A 16,157-nucleotide genomic window follows, 5' to 3' on the forward strand; every position below is an offset into this window, starting at 1 on the left:
AGCTTCACATGTTCGATCTTCAGGACCAGGTTGCCATCGTCACAGGAGGTGCCGCCGGCATCGGCCGCGGTATCGTCAGCGCCCTGCGCGAGGCCGGCGCAACCGTCGTCATCGCTGACCTCAACGAGGAGGCCGCACACAAAACCGCCGAAGAACTCGGCGCGGACGCCCTGCTTGTCGACGTCACCTCGCGCGACTCCGTCCGCACCCTTTATGGGGACGTCGTCAAGCGCTATGGCCGCATCGACATTGTCTGTTCCAACGCCGGCGTCTTCCCTAACTGCCCGCTCGAGGACATGAGCGACGAGCAGTGGGACGCCATGTTCGCCATCAACACGCACGGTACGTTCACCGTGGTGCAGGAAGCGCTGCCTTACATGAAGAAGGCGGGCTACGGGCGCATCGTCATCACGACGTCTATCACCGGCTCGCACACCGGTTACCCAGGCTGGGCGCACTACGGCGCTTCGAAGGCCGCGCAGCAGGGCTTCATGCGTTCTGCGGCACTGGAGGTGGCGCGCGATGGCATCACCATCAATGGAGTGCTGCCAGGCAATATCCTCACCGAAGGCCTTGAAGGCCAGGGCCAGGAGTACCTCGACCAGATGGCGCGCTCCGTCCCCATGCACCGCTTAGGTTCCCCGCGCGATATCGGCAACGCGGCGGCCTTCCTCGCTTCCCGCGAGGCAGGCTACATCACGGGACAGACCCTCATCATTGACGGCGGCCAGATCCTTCCCGAGTCCCCCGAAGCCATCCTGCCGCCCTACGAGGCCTAAGCGCGACTAAAGCCCCGCTTCCTTTCGGATAGCGGGGCTTTAATTCTGCTCAGTTAAGCGTTGAGCTTGCGGTAATCAAAGACGGTATCGATGAGACCGTATTCGACGGCTTCCTGCGCGGTAAGGATCTTGTCGCGGTCGGTATCGATGCGCACCTGCTCTGCGGTGCGGCCGGTGTGCTCGGCCAAGGTCTCCTCCATGAGGCGGCGCATGCGCTCGATCTCGTTGGCCTCGATCTCAAGGTCAGAGACCTGGCCCTGCGTGCCCTGCGTACGCGGCTGGTGAATCAGCACGCGAGAGTTCGGCAGAGCGGCGCGCTTGCCCGGGGCACCGGCGGCCAGCAGAACAGCCGCAGCGGAAGCAGCCTGGCCCAGGCAGACGGTCTGCACGTCCGGACGCACATAGCGCATGGTGTCGTAGATGGCCATCAGCGCGGTGAAGGAGCCACCCGGGGAGTTGATATACATCGTGATGTCGCGGTCCGGATCCTGGGACTCCAGGACCAGCAGCTGCGCCATGATGTCGTTGGCGGAGGTGTCATCGACCTGGGTGCCCAGGAAGATGATGCGCTCTTCGAAGAGCTTGGAATACGGGTTGGTGGTCTTGGATCCCTGTGCGTTCTGCTCAATGAACTCCGGCAGAACGTAGCGGGAAGAAGGCATCTGAAGGTTAGACATGGTGATAAAGCTCCTTGTTCCCTAGTTGGTGATAGGACCGTTAACGGACTCAATGACGTGGTCGACGATGCCGTATTCCTTGGCCTGCTGGGCGGTGAACCAGCGGTCGCGGTCCGAATCCTTGGTGATTTGCTCGAAGGTCTGGCCAGTGTGCTCAGCAATCAGCTCAGCCATCTCACGCTTGGTCTGCGCGAACTGCTCGGCCTGGATGGCGATGTCTGCGGCGGTACCGCCCACGCCAGCGGAAGGCTGGTGCATCATGATGCGTGCGTGCGGCAGGGCGTAGCGCTTGCCCTTGGTGCCACCAGAGAGGAGGAACTGGCCCATCGAGGCAGCCAGGCCCATGCCGTATGTGGCCACATCGCACGGCGAGTACTTCATCGTGTCGTAGATAGCCATGCCCGCGGTGACGGAGCCACCCGGGGAGTTGATGTAGAGCGAAATGTCGCGCGTGGGGTCCTCTGCGGACAGCAGGAGGATCTGGGCACACAGCTTGTTGGCAATCTCATCATCCACCTGGGTGCCCAGGAAGATGATGCGCTCACGAAGTAGGCGCTCATAGACGCTATCGCTCAGATTCATACCCGTAGACGACGAGTTCATTGAAATCTTCTCAGACATTAGTGGTTCTCCTTCAAGTGAAGAATGCTTTAACTGGCCCCACCTTACCGGCATTCCTCTCAAACTTGGCCTCTGTTCGCTATGAGCGTTGGGGCGCAGCGCCAAAGGCGCATACGGAAGCTGGGTTAACATTTACTCATGTCTGTTTCCGAGCTGTCCACCAGTACCCAGAACTATTTGAAAGCTATCTGGGGGCTAAAGGAATGGTCATCCGAGCCCGTTACCGCCACACTTATTGCGGCACAGCTGGGACTCAAGCTCTCCTCGGTTTCCGATGCAGTGCGCAAAATGTCGAAGCAAGGACTCGTGTCACACACGCCCTATGGCTCTGTGGAGTTAACCGAACTTGGCAGGCAGTACGCATTGGTCATGGTGCGCCGCCACCGATTGCTTGAGTCTTTTTTGGTTCAAGCATTGGACTACACGTGGGACGAAGTCCATAATGAAGCCGAAAATCTCGAACACGCGGTGTCCGACATGCTCATAGAACGTGTAGATAAGTTCCTTAATTACCCCACTAGGGATCCGCACGGCGATCCTATCCCTACGGTTGATGGACAGATCACAATCCCCAGTGCGCACCGTCTCACCGACAGCGGTGCACAACCGCAAGTGACCGTGGAACGCATTTCTGATTCCGACCCACAACTGCTGAAGTTCCTTGAAGAGCGCGGCATTGTCACTGGGGCTGTTCTTAGCACGCGCGAGGGAGCGCCCTTTTCAGACTCTCTCGAAATACAAGTGGCCGGCAGCACTCAGTGGGTAGTACTTGGACGCCCAGCTACCGACGCAGTGTTTGTAGCACACCACAGCCTTTAGACCTTCCCCTTTGTTTTAATCCTGCCCTCACCTGCCCTTTTCAAAACTACGTTAGGCCGTAGTTGCAACTACGGCATTGCGTAGTTAGTCTTTTCGAATATCACCTATCCCACTTATGGCTAAGGCCAGGATGAGCAGGATTGCCATGTCAGACTCACCAGATTTGGTGTACTTTTCCAGCGTTTCAGAAAACACAAAAAGATTCGTTGAACGCTTAGATAGACCCGCGGTGCGCATTCCACTGCGCCCCAAGAAAACCGGGATGATCCAGGTTTCACACCCGTACGTACTCATCGTTCCCACCTACGGCGGAGGCTCGCTCAAACGCGCAGTCCCCAAACAGGTCATCGACTTCCTCAATGACCCAATCAACCGCTCCTTTATCCGGGGCGTTATTACCTCAGGGAATACCAACTTCGGAAGTGCTTACTGCGTCGCCGGACGCATCATTTCCGCCAAGTGCCACGTACCGGAGCTGTATCACTTCGAGCTTCTCGGCACACAGAAGGACATTGCCGCCGTAAAGCAGGGCCTTCAAAAGTTTTGGGAGCAGCAAAAGCAGCTAACGATGACACCCCATTAATCCCCCACAAGATGAAGAACACATCCGCATCACACAGATTGGACAACACAATGTGGCCTCTTGATGCCACCCCCACACAGACTATTGGCGCTACGCCCCGCACTGCTTCAGCAGACAATGCCGGCGGTGTCGGCAAGCGCAAAAGCTACCACGCACTCAACGCGCAGCTGAACTTGTTCGACGCTTCTGGAAAAATCCAGTTTGACAAGGACATTCAGGCAGCACAAGACTATGTCACGCACCATGTCGCTCCCCGCATGCATCAGTTCGATTCCACCAAGCAACGCTTGGAATGGTTGGTTGATAACGAGTACTACGAGCGGGATTTCCTTGAGCTTTATGATGACGCCTTTCTGTGCGCCATGTACGACAGAGCACATCAAGCTAAGCACCAATTCCGCACCTTCCTCGGCGCATTTAAGTTCTTTACTTCATATGCACTGAAAACCTTTGATGGCTCCCGATTCCTAGAAGGCTACGAAGAACGTGTCGCCACCACAGCTTTATACCTTGCACAGGGCGACGAAGAGCTCGCAGAAAAGCTGGTGGATGACATCATGACCGGACGCTTCCAGCCCGCCACCCCTACTTTTCTCAACGCAGGCAAAGCCCAGCGCGGCGAAATGGTCTCCTGCTTCCTCCTGCGAATCGAAGACAATCTGGAGAGCATTGGCCGCAGCGTGAACTCTGCACTGCAACTATCAAAGCGCGGTGGTGGAGTGGCCTTGTTGCTGAGCAATCTGCGCGAATCCGGAGCCCCGATCAAAAAGATTGAGAACCAGGCTTCCGGAGTAGTCCCAGTCATGAAAATTCTCGAAGATAGCTTCAGCTATGCCAACCAATTGGGCGCCCGGCAGGGCGCTGGAGCCGTCTACCTGCATGCGCACCATCCAGATATTCTTCGCTTCCTGGATACCAAGCGGGAAAATGCCGATGAGAAAGTCCGCATCAAGACTCTTTCGCTGGGGGTTGTTATTCCAGATATAACCTTCCGGCTGGCCAAAGAGAACAAGGATATGCATCTTTTTAGCCCGTATGACATCGCTCGCGAGTACGGCGTAGCCATGTCTGACATGTCCATCACCGAGTACTACGACGAGTTGGTTGCCAATCCGCGAATTTCTCACACGACCATTAAAGCCCGCGAGTTTTTCACCACGCTGGCTGAGCTTCAGTTTGAATCTGGATACCCCTACATACTCTTTGAGGATACGGTCAACCGCGCTAATCCCCTCAAAGGACATATCAATATGTCCAATCTGTGTAGTGAGATCCTCCAGGTCAATACGCCATCCACCTACGGCGCCTCAGGTAACTACACCACCGTTGGCCAGGACATTTCCTGCAATCTAGGGTCGCTCAACATCGCTAAAGCTTTTGAATCACCGGACTTTGGGGAAACTGTTGAAACCGCGGTGCGCGCTCTCACGAAGGTCTCAGACCTGACGAACATCGAAGCTGTTCCTTCCATCGCTCACGGTAATGCTTCCATGCATGCCATTGGTCTGGGCCAAATGAATCTCCACGGCTTCCTTGCTTCACAGCGTATTCCTTATGGCTGCGCCGAGGCACTGGACTTTACAAATATTTATTTCCTCACGGTGACCTACCATGCGCTCCGCGCATCCCATGCACTCGCGGTTGAAAAAGGTCAACGATTCACAGGCTTCGAAGAATCCACCTATGCCACTGGCGCCTACTTTGACAAATACATCGACCAAGACTGGGCGCCAGCCACTGAACACGTAAAACAGCTCTTCCACGAAGCAGGCGTACAGATCCCCCAACGCGAGGATTGGCTACGGCTCAAGAATCAAGTGATGCAAGATGGCATCTACAACGCCTACTTGCAGGCAGTTCCACCCACTGGATCAATTTCCTACATCAATGACTCCACCGCGTCCATCCACCCGATTGCCTCCAAGATTGAAATACGCAAGGAAGGCCGCTTGGGGCGCGTGTACTACCCCGCACCGGAAATGACCAACGACAACCTGGAGTATTTCGATGACTCCTACGCCGTGGGATACGAAAAAATCATCGACACCTACGCCATGGCCACCCAACACGTGGACCAAGGACTTTCCCTGACCTTGTTCTTTACCGCTGATACGACCACGCGAGACATCAACAAGGCACAAATCTATGCCTGGAAAGCCGGAATCAAGACCCTCTACTACATCCGTTTACGCCAATCCGCGCTCCAAGGAACCGAGGTCGAAGGCTGCGTCTCCTGTGCTTTGTAGGAGCACGGTCCTCCCCTTGTCTACAACCATTCACTCAGAAAGAAGGAAGCTATGTCTTCAACATCGAACAGTGCTGAACTAACCAGCATTTCAGTTACCCCGCCGAGCTACCGGCATGATCCTTCAGCCCGCATCCGCGCCATCAATTGGAACCGGGTGAGCGATGACAAGGATCTTGAAGTGTGGAACCGTCTCACCGCCAATTTTTGGTTGCCAGAGAAGGTCCCGCTTTCTAATGATCTCCCGGCGTGGCAGAAGATGACGCCCGAGGAACGCAACCTCACCATGCGGGTGTTCACGGGACTCACCACCCTGGATACTGTCCAGGCCACTGTGGGAGAAATCTGTCAGATTCAAGATGCCCGCACCGAACACGAGGAGGCCGTGTATACCAACATCGCCTTCATGCAGTCAGTCCATGCCCGTTCATACTCTTCAGTGTTTTCTACCCTGAGCAGTACAAAGGAAATTGATGAAGCATACCGCTGGGCGGTGAATAACGACCTTCTCCAGGCACGCGCCAAGAAAGTGCTCGCGCACTATTTTGGGCCGGATCCACTCAAACGCAAGGTGTCATCGACGCTGCTTTCCTCATTGCTTCTCTACGCGGGTTTCTATCTTCCCTTGCACTTTTCTGTCCACGCCACCCTGACAAATACGGCAGACATGATTCGCCTCATTCTGCGTGACAAGGCAGTGCACGGCTACTACTCGGGCTACAAGTATCAGCGCGGTTTGGAATCCACGACCCCGCTACGGCAGAAGGAAATGCATGATTTCACCATTTCTTTGCTCGAAGAGCTTTATGCACTAGAGCTGGACTATTCCGGCGAGCTATATGAGCCTTTGGGACTCATGGATGATGTAGCCGTGTTCGTTCGCTATAACGCCAATAAGGCACTCATGAATTTGGGCTACCCGGACTATTTCCCGCCCGAAGAAACGGAAGTGAACCCAGAAATCCTCGCGGCCCTAGCCCCCGGAGCAGATGAGAACCATGACTTCTTCTCCGGATCTGGTTCCTCCTATGTCATTGGTACTGCTGAAGAAACGAGTGATGATGACTGGGATTTCTAAACCTTTTCCGCGACCGGACCAAGGAAGCTGGCTTGAGACCATTGCGCTGTTTGAAGCCATCCGCGAAGGAAACCAACCCGCAGCCATGCGGCTGTTGAATACATCCGCCGCACGAGAGGCCGTCCTCGGGGGTCTTCTAGGGCTCATCGAACTGTACTTCCGCCATGAAGAAGGAGACAAAGTAGATGGCTTCCTCACCGCCGCCCACGCTGCCGGCCCACCACCGGCCTTTGGCTGCAAGCCTTTTCTCCCTTGACCACGTCTCCCTACACCCAACTAAGAAAGAAGGTTTACCATGACCACCCCACGTATCAGCGTTATCGTCGGCAGCCTGCGCCGAGAGTCATTTGCACGCAAGATTGCACACGAAGTGCTCACGATGATCCCTGAAGACTACGAGGCAAACATCGTGGAAATCCGTGACTTGCCGCTCTATGACTTCGACTACGATGACCCCGCCGTCACGGACAAGCCCACTCCGGCTGAGTACACCACTTTTCGCGAGTCCATCAAGAACTCGAGCGGGATCCTCTTCATTACGCCAGAGAACAACCGCACTATCCCCGCCTGCCTCAAAAACGCAGTGGACATCGGCTCTAAACCCAACTCAGATGTGGCGTGGAAGAACCTTCCCGCAGGTATCATTAGCCACTCTGTAGGCCGTATGGGCGGCTACAGTTCACAGAAGAACCTTCGCCTCGCCCTGTCCTACTTCGATATGCCGCTTCCGGGTCAGCCCGAAGTATTTCTGGGTCAATCCCCCACCCTTTTCGAAGAGTCCGGACATCTCAATGAACGCACCGCAGACTTTGTCAAGGATTACGTTATGCGCTTCCTGCAGCTAACCGACAAGGCCTTTAGAGCCACGAACGGCTAGCGGTATCCCCAGCCAACACCCATCACGCCCTCTACGAAGTACTCAAAGACTCCTAGAGGGCGTTCACAATGACACAAACCCCGGATTCAGGCTCATCCTTGAGTTACCTGAATCCGGGGTTTCACGCGCGCTCGCCACCACACATGTGGCAGCGGCGTTTTACAAGCGGGAGATTACTTCTCCTCGGAAGCCTCAGCCTCGTCCTCATCGATCTCACCGAAGTACTGGTCAACATCAACCTTGTTGCCAGCCTCGTCGGTGACCTCGGCGCGGCAGATAGCCATAGCCAGGGCCTTGCCGCGGCGCACGTCAGAGAACAGGTTGCCCAGCTGGTTGCTGGACTGCAGCTGCTGGATGAACTGGTTCGGGTCCATGCCGTAGGACTGGGCGGTGAACAGGATGTGGTCGGTCAGCTCCTGCTGGGACACCTCCGGCTCCTCAACCTCAGCGAGTGCGTCCAAGAAGAGCTGGGTGCGCACGGATTCCTCAGCGGACTTGCGAGCGTCAGCGTCGAACTCCTCGCGGGTGGTGCCCTGCGCCTCAAGCAGCTGTGCCAGTGCCTTCTCGTCGTGAGCCAGCTGACCCATGACCTGGTGCAGCTGAGCGTGGACCTGCTCGTCCACCACGGAGGCGGGGAGCTCAAAGTCAACGTCGGCAAGCGCGGCCTTGAGGACCTCATCGCGGATGGCGGCAGCCTGCTCGGACTTCTTGGACTCCTCGACGCGGGTCTTGGTGTCCTCGCGCAGCTCGTCAATGGTGTCGAACTCGGAGGCCATCTGTGCGAACTCGTCGTCGAGATCCGGCAGCTTGCGCTCCTTGGTCTGCTGGACGTGGACCTTCACGGTGGCCTCGTCGCCCTCGTGCTCACCGGACTGGATGGTGGTGGTGAACTCGTTGTCCTCGTCGGTCTTCATGCCGCGCAGAGCGGTGTCGAGCCCCTTGATCAGGTTGTCGTCGCCGATGCGGTAGGTCATACCCTCGTGGGAAGCCTCATCCAGCTTGGTGCCGTCAACCTCGGTGGTGATGTCGATAATGGCGTAGTCACCAGTCTTCATCTTGCGCTTGGTGTCCTTGAGCTCACCGAAGCGGGAAGCCAGGTCTTCGAGCGCCTTGTCGACGTCCTCTTCGGAGGTCTCCAGCGCCGGCACCTTAACGGAAATCTTGGAGAAGTCCGGCACCTCGAACTCGGGGCGGATATCTACCTCAGCGGTGAACTCGACGAAGTCGTTGTCCTCCAGCTTGGCAATGTCGATCTCCGGCTGACCAATAACCTTGAGATCGTTTTCGGTAACGGCCTGCTCGTAGCGGGACGGCAGCATGTCGTTGACTACCTGCTCGAGGATGGGGCCACGACCAAAGCGGGCGTCGATAAGCTGGCGCGGAGCCTTGCCCTTACGGAAGCCCGGGATGGAAACCTGCTGCGCGATCGCCGCGTAGGCCTGAGCGATTTCCTTGTCCAGCTCAGCGAACGGAACGTTGACGGTGAGCTTGACGCGGGTATCGCTCAGCTTGTCTACGGTGGTCTTCACGAGAAACTCTCCTGATTGTGATCGTCTAAAAATGTAATGAAGGGGCCTGGATGCGTGTCCAGGCCCCCATACGTCGGGGCGACAGGATTTGAACCTGCGACCCCCTGCTCCCAAAGCAGGTGCGCTACCAAGCTGCGCCACGCCCCGTATGGAAAGCCTCTGCGCCCGGAAGCTCCGAACGCAGCTGCGCTTCATACTGGGGCTAGTGTACCGATAGCCGCTTGACTATCCCAACACCGGCCCCATTTTAGGTTCATTTATGCATGTCAGAGGATGTTTAACCGCTTAGAAGTCGAAGTCGAAATCAAACATTCCGCCATCGCCTCCGTCGCCGCCAAAGAGGCCATCGAAGAAGCCACCATCGTCGCCTCCCCCAACATCGCCAGCGCCCACATCACCGGCTCCGTCCAGGGCACCGCCGTCCATGCCTTCAGCGCCGCCGAGGTCTCCACCCCAGTCGCCGCTTTCAGCCGCCGCGGCGGAGTAGCCGACGCCGGACATGCCCGCGAACATGGCGTTGAACATCATGGAGTAACCCACCATCCACACGCCGGTGGTCAACGCATCAGCCCACCACGGGCGCGAGTACCAACCGGCCGGGACTGGGCGCCCAGCCACGACACCGCCCGGGTAGTAGTTCGGGGTTTGCGCAGATGCGCTTGGCGACGCCGTCAGCGTCTCCCCGTTTGCTTCCACCGTGCGGGTTTCCGTGACCTTGCCGGCCTGGCGCTGACCCTCCAGCGGCGGGAGTTCGGGGCCTGGGTCCATGCCCATAATCTCGCGCGCGGCCGCCACATAGTACAGCCCCTCCAGCGCGGACTCTCGCGCGAGGTGCGCTTGCTTTGCGGTTGTGGCGCGGGAAATCGCCGAGTTGGCGGCGGTAAAACGCTCGGAGGCATCCGCCATGGCCTGCTGGGAGGCAGTATCCGTGCCACTCAAGTTCATCACCTGACCGCCAAGGCGCTCGGTCCACCGGCGGGCATCCGCCATCGCGTCCTCAAAACGTTGGGATTCTCGCAGCTCCTGCTGCTTTTTCCCGCTTCTCGAGGAGAGTAACCATGCGCCACCACCGACGACGAGGATAAGGAGCAATAACGAGCTCACGAAAGCACCACTTTCATCTCAGAGTTGAATTGCGTGTCGAACTATGTGTTGTTTTGCTTGTACGCCTACCCAAACTAACGCGCTTTACCCCGCTTAAGTTCCCATTTTCCTTTCAGCGCCCGCGTGCGCTAAAGTAGTCGGCACGCCGATTCAACGGCTTTCAACGTTGAGACTTTCAAAGTCAAGACCTTGAAAGTTGAAGATTGCCGGTTGTGGGAATGTCGTATAGTGGCTAATACCTCAGCCTTCCAAGCTGAAGACGCGGGTTCGATTCCCGTCATTCCCTCCAAGGAAAAGCCGCGCTAACCACCTAATTTAGGTAGTTGGTGCGGTTTTAATCGTTTTCTGCACGGATGACCAAGCTCTGCGTAGAGTGGGCCGCATGACTGTACCTAATATCAAATTGCACGATGGAAACTCCATCCCGCAGCTCGGCTTCGGCGTCTTCAAGGTTGACCCCGACAAGACCGAAGAGCTGGTCCTCGAGGCCCTCAAGGTGGGCTACCGCCACATCGATACCGCTGCCATCTACGGCAACGAGGAAGGCGTGGGCCGCGCGATTGCCAAGTCTGGCATCCCGCGCGAGGAGCTGTTCATCACCACGAAGCTGTGGAATGACCGCCAAACTGACGCAGCCGCAGCCCTCGATGAATCTTTGGAGAAACTGGGGCTCGACTACGTTGACCTCTACCTCATCCACTGGCCCTGTCCGGACAACGGCCACTACGTCGAGGCATGGAAGCAGCTCATCGAGCTGAAGAAGGCCGGCAAGGCAAAGTCCATCGGTGTCTCCAACTTCGAACTTGAGCACTTGGACCAGCTGGAAACCCAGACTGATGAAACCCCCGTGGTCAACCAGGTAGAGCTGCACCCCTACCTGCAGCGCTGGCGCGAGCTCGATGCCTTCCGCGCCCACCAGGTGCATATCGAAGCCTGGGGCCCACTAGGCCAGGGCAAGACGGATCTCTTCGAGCAGCCGGAAATCACCGAGCCCGCCGAGAAATACGGCGTCTCCCCCGCTCAGGTGATCATCCGCTGGCACCTACAAAATGGCGTCATCGTGTTCCCGAAGTCCGAAAACCCGGAGCGCATCGCGCAGAACTTCGATGTATTCGGCTTTGAGCTTGATGATTCCGAGATGGCCGCCATCACCGTTCTCGACCTTGGGGAAGAGGGCCGCGGCGGCACTCACCCCAAGGACATGAACTAAGCCTCCGGAAGCTCCGGCGGAATGTTGGTGCGCTCGTACTCGGCAAGAATGTCGATGCGGCGCTGGTGGCGCTCGGCACGGGACCATTCCTGATCAAGGAAAGCGTCCACGATGGCGAGTGCCTCCTCCTCAGAGTGCATGCGGCCACCGATGCCGATGAGCTGGGCGTTGTTGTGCTCGCGGGCCAGGCGTGCAGTCTCCGGGGACCACGCCAGGGCGCAACGCGCGCCCTTCACCTTGTTAGCGGCGATCTGCTCGCCGTTGCCGGAACCGCCCAGCACGATGCCGAGCGAACCCGGATCGTTGACGGTCCGCAGCGCGGCCTCAATGCAAAATGCCGGGTAGTCATCCTCGGCGTCGTACTCATGGGCACCGCAATCAATGACGTCGTGGCCCTGCTTCTTCAGGTGTTCGGCAATGACGTTCTTCGTCTCGAACCCTGCGTGGTCTGCTCCTAAATAAACGCGCATGGCCCACATCCTACCGCTCGGCGAACACGCCCGCCGACCCGTTTTAGCAATAATTCAAAATTGATATGGTGGGGCACGTCTACTCCCAAGGAAGGACCCCACTATGTCCATGACCGCACGCGTCTGCTTCCTTTACGTCGGCGCAATCCTTGTCGGCGCAGGTTTATTCGCCGCCGGTTTCTTCACCGACAACGTCTTCATTCTGCCACTTCTCTTGGACGCAGTGATGACGCTGGCCCACCTCGGCGTGGGCCTGTGGTGGCTCCTACATAAGCCACGCACCGCCGGCGGAATCACCGCCGGCGTCCTCGCGCTACTTGCAGGTGCGTCGTGGGCCACGTGGCTAGCCGCAGCCTGGGAGGAATACCAGGCGCAGAGCTATCTGCCCATCATTAACATCGCGGGACTTCCCGCTATCGTACTCACCCCTATCGTCCTGATCTGCGTCATCGCGGCAGCAATGCGCAACCGCACGCGTTAAACCTGGGGATCCTCGGTGCGGGAGCGCTTGAGCTCGAAGAAGTAGGGGAACTGGGCGAGGCGCACGGAGGCGTCGAAAAGCTCGCCGGCTTCCTCGCCGGTGGGAACGCGCGTAATGACCGGGCCGAAGAAGGCGGTATCGCCGAACTTCACCACAGGGGTGCCGACCTCATCTCCGACCTCGGAGATGCCCCGGTTGTGAAACTCGGTGAGCTTGTCATCCATCTCTTCGGTGTTGGCCACGGAGGCGAAGGTGGCGGGGAGGGAGGCGTCGCCAAGCGCCTGCTTGATGATGTCGTCGTAGGCTCCGTAACCCTTCTTGCCGCCCTGGCCCTCCGTGTGGATGCGGGTGCCCATCGCGGTGTAGAAGGCATCGACCTTGTCCGGGGCCTCCACGGCAATCTTGGCCGCCACGCGGGCAGGACCCCAGTTGGCTTCCATCATCTTCATGTACTCCGGATCCAGGTCGCGGCCCTTGTTGAGCACGGACAGGGACATCGGCTCAAAAGTCACCTCGATATCGCGGACCTTCTCCACCTCCTTAATCCAGCGCGAGGTCAGCCACGCGAAGGGGCATGAGCAGTCGAACCAGAACGTCACTTGTTGAGCCACGGTAAATCTCCTTTGTTTCTGTGGTCTTTGGCACCCCACCCTAGGCGTGTGACTACGCTGGTGCAGAGACTTAAGGTACCGAGAAAGAGGAGATACAGTACATGACCTCGATTAACCTCACCCGCGAGGAAGCCCAGCAGCGCTCCGACATGGTGGAGGTAAGCCACTACGACGTCGCCCTCGACCTCACCGGGGATGAGTTTTTCACCTCCACCACGGTGGTGAAGTTCCGAGTAAAGAAGGCCGGTTCTACGTTTATTGACTTGCGCGGTGACGAGCTTCTCGAGGTCCGCCTCAATGGCGCTCCTCTCCCCACCAGTGCTTATGACCCGACGTACGGGATCCCGCTATCGGGTTTGCAGGTGGCGGAGTATGAGCTGAAGGTCGTGGCGAAAATTCGCTATTCACGCACGGGCGAGGGCCTGCACCGCTTCGTCGACCCAGTCGACGGCGAGGCTTACCTCTACACCCAGTTCGAGACTGCCGACGCCAAGCGCGTCTTCGCCTGCTTTGACCAGCCGGATTTGAAGGCGACGTACTCGCTGGCTTTTGAGGTTCCGGAGCACTGGACGGTGATTACGAACTCCCCTATCACGCGTTCGGGCAATACCGTGCGCGCGGCGGTGGATTACCCGCTGTCGACCTACCTGGTTGCCTTGTGCGCGGGCCCGTATGTGGGCGTGAAGGATACGTGGACAGGCATGCTGGCGGAGCACTCGGAGGGCTCACCTGCTAAGTCCGTTGAGGTGCCGCTGGGGATTTACTGCCGCCCCTCGCTGCTGGAATCGCTCGACGCCGAGCGTCTTTTCACCGAGACCAAGCAGGGTTTTGATTTCTACCACCGCAACTTCGGCTTTGCCTACCCCTTTGGCAAGTATGACCAGATCTTCGTGCCGGAATTCAATGCCGGTGCAATGGAGAACGCCGGATGCGTGACCATTCGCGATGAGTACGTCTTTACGTCGCAAGCCTCGCACTACAAGTATGAGCGCCGCGCGGACACCATCCTGCACGAGCTGGCGCACATGTGGTTCGGTGACCTCGTGACCATGCAGTGGTGGGATGACCTGTGGCTCAACGAGTCCTTCGCCACCTGGTCGGCGGCGATTTCTCAGGCGGAGGAGACCCAGTACGACACCGCGTGGGTGACCTTTGCCAACGTGGAGAAGGCCTGGGCCTACCAGCAGGATCAGCTGCCCACGACGCACCCGATTTCCACAGATGCTTCTGACATTGAGACCGTGGAGCAGAACTTTGACGGCATTACCTACGCTAAGGGCGCGTCGGTGCTCAAGCAGCTGCAGGCCTACGTGGGCCGCGAGAACTTCTTTGCCGGGGTGCGCCGCCACTTCCAGGAGCACCAGTGGTCGAACGCCACCTTCGGGGATCTGCTGCGCCACCTCGAGGAGGCCTCAGGGCGCGACCTATCCTTCTGGGCGCAGCAGTGGTTGAAAACTTCAGGAGTCAACACGCTGGGTGTGGCGCTGGAGACGGACGAGTCCGGCACCATCACACAGGCCCACCTCACCCAGCGCGGCGATACCCTGCGCACGCACCGCGTCGCCGTCGGCGTCTACGCGCTGCAGGGTGAGAAGGTGGTGCGCACCGAGCGCATCGAGATGGATATCGATGGCGCCTCCACCGAGGTTCCGGAACTCATCGGCCGCAAGCAGGCGGACATCGACTTCGTGCTGACAAACGACGATGACCTCACCTACTGCCTCATCGAGCTGGATGCGGGTTCCCTTGAGTTCCTGTTGGAGAATATCGAGAAGTTCGAGGACCCCATGGCCCGCACTTTGTGCTGGTCCACCGCGTGGGAGATGACCCGCGCGGGCTCGATGCGCGCCCGCGATTTCGTGGCGCTCGTGGCCCGCGGTGCGGCAGCGGAGACCGAGCTCGCCGTGCTGGAGCGCATCCTCTCCCAAGCTGCCATGGCCCAGTCCACTTACGCCGACCCAGAGTGGGCAAAGGAGGATACGCAGCTTGCCGACGCCCTCCTTGAAGGCGCCCGCTCCGATAACACCGCGCGCTCCATCGTCTTCACCCAGGCGCTGGCTGGCATCAAGCTTCACGACGCCTCCCGCACCTTCTTCCAGGAGCTCCTCAAGACCTCCTCGGATGCGAGGCTGCGCTGGAAGGCGCTCACCGCGCTCATCGCTGATGGCTCGCTTGCCGACGTCACCGGTCCCGAAGCCGCCGGCGCCGCCATGACGGCGGTGGCTGAGGAACTCAAGCGCGATAACACCGCGACAGGCTACCAGGCCTCGCTTAAGGCGTTGGCCGCGGTTAATACCGAGGACAACAAGCGCGCGGTGTGGGACGAGATTGTCGCCGGCGAACTGGGCAACCGCGACTTGGAGTCCAAGCTCGCGGGCCTGACGTTCGTAGGCGCCGACGAGCTCCTGCCGAGTGCGGAGTTCTTCGACGTGGCGGAAAAGATTTGGTCCGCGCAGTCCAACGAGATTGCTCTGACCACGGTGACCGGGTTGTTCCCGCGCTGGGATGTCAGCCAGGAGACCCTCGACCGCGCCGATGAATTCCTCTCTCGCGACCTGGCCGGTGGCCTGCGTCGCGCCGTGACCGAGCAGCGTGACCGCCTCGCCCGCGCCCTGCGCAACCGCGCCGTCGACCGCGGTTAACACCGCGTCTAGCCCCTCCCTGAGGGGCTTTTCTCGTTCCGTCCCTCCCCACAGCTGCCGTTCCCCCAACCAATCCCTTTCCCTGCCCTTAGTCGGCGTTAACCCTGCCTCTGAGCAGGAATTTAATTCCTCCGGTTGCGGGGCCCACGGTGCTGTTTTAGTCTCTGTGCTCATGGGGGATATCGAAACCTACATCCGCCTCCGCAATTCGGGGATTGCGCTGGTGGAAAACATTCCTGGCTCACCCGACGAGCTCCGCGCACTCGGCGCTTCTGCTTCCGATGCCGCCGAGCTTGCAAACCTTAACCAGGTGTATTTCGGGCCCACCCGCTTTAGCGGCAAGCAACGCAAAGCCCGGACCGCAGCCCTTCAACAACGCCACAGCCTGGGCACCCTCACCCTCATCGAGTCCTACACCGCGAAGGTGAAGA

General features: G+C 58.6%; 16 protein-coding genes, 2 tRNA genes and 1 pseudogene. 12 read left to right on the top strand and 7 right to left on the bottom strand.

The features are described from left to right. Positions 1-8: 8 nt before the first annotated feature. Positions 9-779 (top strand): 3-oxoacyl-ACP reductase FabG, encoded by a 771-nt coding sequence (fabG, locus tag HMPREF2912_RS11540; RefSeq protein WP_070684265.1) that lies wholly within the window; start codon positions 9-11, stop codon positions 777-779. Between the two features lie 53 nt (positions 780-832). Here fabG and HMPREF2912_RS11545 read toward each other — a convergent pair whose 3' ends face one another. Beyond that, entirely contained in the window at positions 833-1,456 is a 624-nt protein-coding gene (locus HMPREF2912_RS11545) for an ATP-dependent Clp protease proteolytic subunit (RefSeq protein WP_070447792.1), read from the bottom strand. A 21-nt stretch (positions 1,457-1,477) separates the two neighbouring features. Further along, positions 1,478-2,077 carry an ATP-dependent Clp protease proteolytic subunit gene (locus HMPREF2912_RS11550; RefSeq protein ID WP_010190917.1) on the bottom strand — a complete coding sequence of 200 codons (600 nt, stop codon included), beginning with the start codon at positions 2,075-2,077 and terminating at the stop codon, positions 1,478-1,480. A gap of 138 nt (positions 2,078-2,215) precedes the next feature. Here HMPREF2912_RS11550 and HMPREF2912_RS11555 point away from each other — a divergent pair, with 138 nt between their 5' ends. From HMPREF2912_RS11555 to HMPREF2912_RS11580, 6 genes are all read left to right on the top strand, one after another. Next, the gene (locus tag HMPREF2912_RS11555) at positions 2,216-2,896 is read left to right on the top strand and encodes a metal-dependent transcriptional regulator (RefSeq protein ID WP_070684267.1); all 681 of its coding nucleotides are present in this window, start codon (positions 2,216-2,218) and stop codon (positions 2,894-2,896) included. A gap of 115 nt (positions 2,897-3,011) precedes the next feature. Further along, entirely contained in the window at positions 3,012-3,479 is a 468-nt protein-coding gene (nrdI, locus tag HMPREF2912_RS11560; protein ID WP_005324049.1) for a class Ib ribonucleoside-diphosphate reductase assembly flavoprotein NrdI, read from the top strand. Positions 3,480-3,529: 50 nt separating this feature from the next. Next, the gene (nrdE, locus tag HMPREF2912_RS11565) at positions 3,530-5,725 is read left to right on the top strand and encodes a class 1b ribonucleoside-diphosphate reductase subunit alpha (RefSeq protein ID WP_070684269.1); all 2,196 of its coding nucleotides are present in this window, start codon (positions 3,530-3,532) and stop codon (positions 5,723-5,725) included. A 51-nt stretch (positions 5,726-5,776) separates the two neighbouring features. Then, positions 5,777-6,802: a class 1b ribonucleoside-diphosphate reductase subunit beta gene (gene nrdF, locus HMPREF2912_RS11570; protein WP_023020918.1), complete on the top strand. Its 1,026-nt coding sequence runs from the start codon at positions 5,777-5,779 to the stop codon at positions 6,800-6,802. Continuing rightward, entirely contained in the window at positions 6,786-7,058 is a 273-nt protein-coding gene (locus tag HMPREF2912_RS11575) for a hypothetical protein (RefSeq protein WP_034655492.1), read from the top strand. Before nrdF ends, HMPREF2912_RS11575 begins: the two co-directional genes overlap by 17 nt. Positions 7,059-7,097: 39 nt before the next feature. Beyond that, a complete protein-coding gene (locus HMPREF2912_RS11580) occupies positions 7,098-7,679 on the top strand; it encodes an NADPH-dependent FMN reductase (RefSeq protein WP_070684271.1) in 582 nt (193 codons plus the stop codon). Positions 7,680-7,852: 173 nt separating this feature from the next. On the opposite strand, the gene tig is transcribed toward HMPREF2912_RS11580, so the two are convergent. The 3 genes from tig to HMPREF2912_RS11595 form a co-directional block, all read right to left on the bottom strand. Further along, a complete protein-coding gene (gene tig, locus HMPREF2912_RS11585; protein WP_070524649.1) occupies positions 7,853-9,208 on the bottom strand; it encodes a trigger factor in 1,356 nt (451 codons plus the stop codon). Positions 9,209-9,281: 73 nt separating this feature from the next. After that, positions 9,282-9,355, bottom strand: a tRNA-Pro gene (locus HMPREF2912_RS11590). Positions 9,356-9,493: 138 nt separating this feature from the next. Then, positions 9,494-10,312 (bottom strand): hypothetical protein, encoded by an 819-nt coding sequence (locus HMPREF2912_RS11595; protein ID WP_070597436.1) that lies wholly within the window; start codon positions 10,310-10,312, stop codon positions 9,494-9,496. A gap of 214 nt (positions 10,313-10,526) precedes the next feature. Between HMPREF2912_RS11595 and HMPREF2912_RS11600 the strand changes: the two genes are divergently transcribed. Continuing rightward, a tRNA-Gly gene (locus HMPREF2912_RS11600) sits at positions 10,527-10,601 on the top strand. 93 nt (positions 10,602-10,694) lie between these two features. Continuing rightward, positions 10,695-11,522 (top strand): aldo/keto reductase, encoded by an 828-nt coding sequence (locus tag HMPREF2912_RS11605; protein WP_070597435.1) that lies wholly within the window; start codon positions 10,695-10,697, stop codon positions 11,520-11,522. Here the strand turns inward: HMPREF2912_RS11605 and HMPREF2912_RS11610 are convergent. Next, positions 11,519-11,992 carry a ribose-5-phosphate isomerase gene (locus HMPREF2912_RS11610; protein WP_010191143.1) on the bottom strand — a complete coding sequence of 158 codons (474 nt, stop codon included), beginning with the start codon at positions 11,990-11,992 and terminating at the stop codon, positions 11,519-11,521. The two genes, HMPREF2912_RS11605 and HMPREF2912_RS11610, sit on opposite strands and share 4 nt — an antisense overlap. A 103-nt stretch (positions 11,993-12,095) precedes the next feature. On the opposite strand from HMPREF2912_RS11610, the gene HMPREF2912_RS11615 reads away from it, so the two are divergent. After that, the gene (locus HMPREF2912_RS11615) at positions 12,096-12,473 is read left to right on the top strand and encodes a hypothetical protein (RefSeq protein ID WP_210396403.1); all 378 of its coding nucleotides are present in this window, start codon (positions 12,096-12,098) and stop codon (positions 12,471-12,473) included. On the opposite strand, the gene HMPREF2912_RS11620 is transcribed toward HMPREF2912_RS11615, so the two are convergent. After that, the gene (locus HMPREF2912_RS11620; RefSeq protein ID WP_070684273.1) at positions 12,470-13,084 is read right to left on the bottom strand and encodes a mycothiol-dependent nitroreductase Rv2466c family protein; all 615 of its coding nucleotides are present in this window, start codon (positions 13,082-13,084) and stop codon (positions 12,470-12,472) included. The genes HMPREF2912_RS11615 and HMPREF2912_RS11620 overlap by 4 nt on opposite strands. Positions 13,085-13,185: 101 nt before the next feature. Here HMPREF2912_RS11620 and pepN point away from each other — a divergent pair, with 101 nt between their 5' ends. Together pepN and HMPREF2912_RS11630 are read left to right on the top strand one after the other, a co-directional pair. After that, positions 13,186-15,726 carry an aminopeptidase N gene (gene pepN / locus HMPREF2912_RS11625; protein ID WP_070684276.1) on the top strand — a complete coding sequence of 847 codons (2,541 nt, stop codon included), beginning with the start codon at positions 13,186-13,188 and terminating at the stop codon, positions 15,724-15,726. A gap of 172 nt (positions 15,727-15,898) precedes the next feature. After that, positions 15,899-16,157: pseudogene (locus tag HMPREF2912_RS11630) on the top strand (HNH endonuclease); the annotation flags it as partial.

The organism is Corynebacterium sp. HMSC056E09 (genome assembly GCF_001813425.1).
Lineage (GTDB): Bacteria > Actinomycetota > Actinomycetes > Mycobacteriales > Mycobacteriaceae > Corynebacterium > Corynebacterium hesseae.